Below are 1,918 nucleotides of genomic sequence, written 5' to 3' on the forward strand. Positions count from 1 at the left end.
GCAGCCCTTCAAAGGAGCCGCCCGGCTGGTTAGGTGTGATTAAGGACGGTAAATACCTTTCACGAATTCAACCCTCGACCAACGTCCCGGCTGTGGCTGTCCGAATACGTCTAAGTAAATTCGGTACAGAATTCCGCCGTAGTTCGGATTGGTCCGCAGGTCGATTTCATACGTCCGCATCTGGCCATCCGCAATCACGTCGAACTGGTAGGGAATGTCATCATGATCGTAGAGCAGTCCGTTATCCTTTCTTTTTAAGAAACTGATTCCCGCCTTTTGCTGATTACCTCCCACGGCCATACGAACCTGTACGTGGGTATACTTCGAAGCATCGACCGCGATGTCGGGCGAAACCCGGTTCATCTGGTGTTGATCGCCGGGTGCGTACCACGATCCGTCGAACGGCGGCTCTGCCTGGGCCTGATTATTCATCGACCAGTCCGAGGTGCCTGTCGAGAAGTTCCAGTCGATTACGTTCTTGAAGTCACGCTTTGTGTAGGCGTAGTTCCGCATGATCTGCGGATTACCCCCAATCATGTAGGTGTATTCGTAGTCCAAGATCGTGCGTTTGGCAAGCGTAGCAGGCTCCTGCATCGTGCCAATCGTTACATAAGGACCTCCGTACTGACCGTCCCATTTGCCCTGTTCACGACCCCCAGTCTGGTGATTGAAGGTGGGTGATTGGCTCCAGAGACCCACATACCTACCTGATTCAGGATTGCGAAGGGTCGCCCAACGCTCAGGGTTGTAAAACTTAAGCGTTCGTCCGTAGTCGCCGCCGTCAGAGTACACCCATTGCCCGTCCGGGTGCTTGGGCCCCACGACGTAGTAATCTAACGGGAAATCGTACAGGATTTTGCGGGCAACGATAGGGCCATCCGTCCAGGGCTTGTTGCCCATGTAGACGTTTGATTCGTAGTACTTTCCGTTGGTGAAGGCCCCACCGATATCTTGCCCTCTCGGCAAATTGACGTATTGAGGATCGTTATCACGCTCGTTGTAGAGAATGTTTCTGAATTCTACGAAGTTGCCAACGATTCGAATCCACGTATCGACGTAGCAGGGAGCCGCAATGTTACAGTACCCCCAAAGCTGCGGCCGCGTACGGAAATAAATCATGTTGCTGGCCTGGTCGTACTTGTACTGGAGTACCTGAGAGCCTGCGCACATATCGCCCGCTTGGATTGGATCGTATCCTATACCATCCCAGTTCGGATGTCCGGGGTCTTTGCCGTTTGGTTTATAACCTGTGGTGGGGTGTGCGTAATACGCATACTGCCACTGCCGCCCGTAGTCAGCATCGTTTACCAGCTGCGTGTTCGGATCATCTGCGTGGTAGGCTTCGTAGATCGAAAAGCCGAGCTTTGGATTCAGACCGATTCGCAGATGCTCGTTCTGCATGTAGAGAATATCGGTAGGAATATCCTGTCCTGTTTTAAGCCCAGTCGGCACTACCCCCCACTGAATAGGTCCGCCAACGGGAGGTTCAACTTCGCCACCTCCGGGCTGCGTAAACGTAATCCGGGCGTTTCTAGTCTGGCTTTGCAGTCCGTTAGGTCCGCTCTGAGCCAGATATAAATAATACTGCTGACCGGACACTAATGGTTTGACACCCTGCTTGCCCGAGTTAATCGTAATGATACCACCGGAGGTGCTGGAAGGAATGTCGTTGTCATTCGTGATATAATCCCCGTCCTGCGATCCGTCTACCCGGTAAATGGCCCAGTTATAGTTAATGACACCCGCCTTTGAAGGGTTAGCGACCGCTACCGTAAGGCTGGTCGTTGTGCTATTGGTAATGGAGAACTGAAGGGGCTGAGAGGCCGGATCGTTCTCATACACCTTGGAATCCCGTACTTCCGAAATTGCGAAACTTTTGCCCGCCGCATCCTGCACGTAGATGGTGTAGAACTGACTA

The 1,918-nt window shown here is 52.8% G+C and carries 1 protein-coding gene; it reads right to left on the minus strand.

Annotated features, from left to right (window positions below; all coding sequences use genetic code 11):
- Positions 1-39: 39 nt before the first annotated feature.
- On the minus strand, positions 40-1,918 hold a 1,879-nt coding region (locus BWI93_RS27700), incomplete at its 5' end, for a hypothetical protein (RefSeq protein ID WP_176454156.1).

The organism is Siphonobacter sp. BAB-5385, assembly GCF_002261125.1.
Classification (GTDB): Bacteria; Bacteroidota; Bacteroidia; order Cytophagales; family Spirosomataceae; genus Siphonobacter.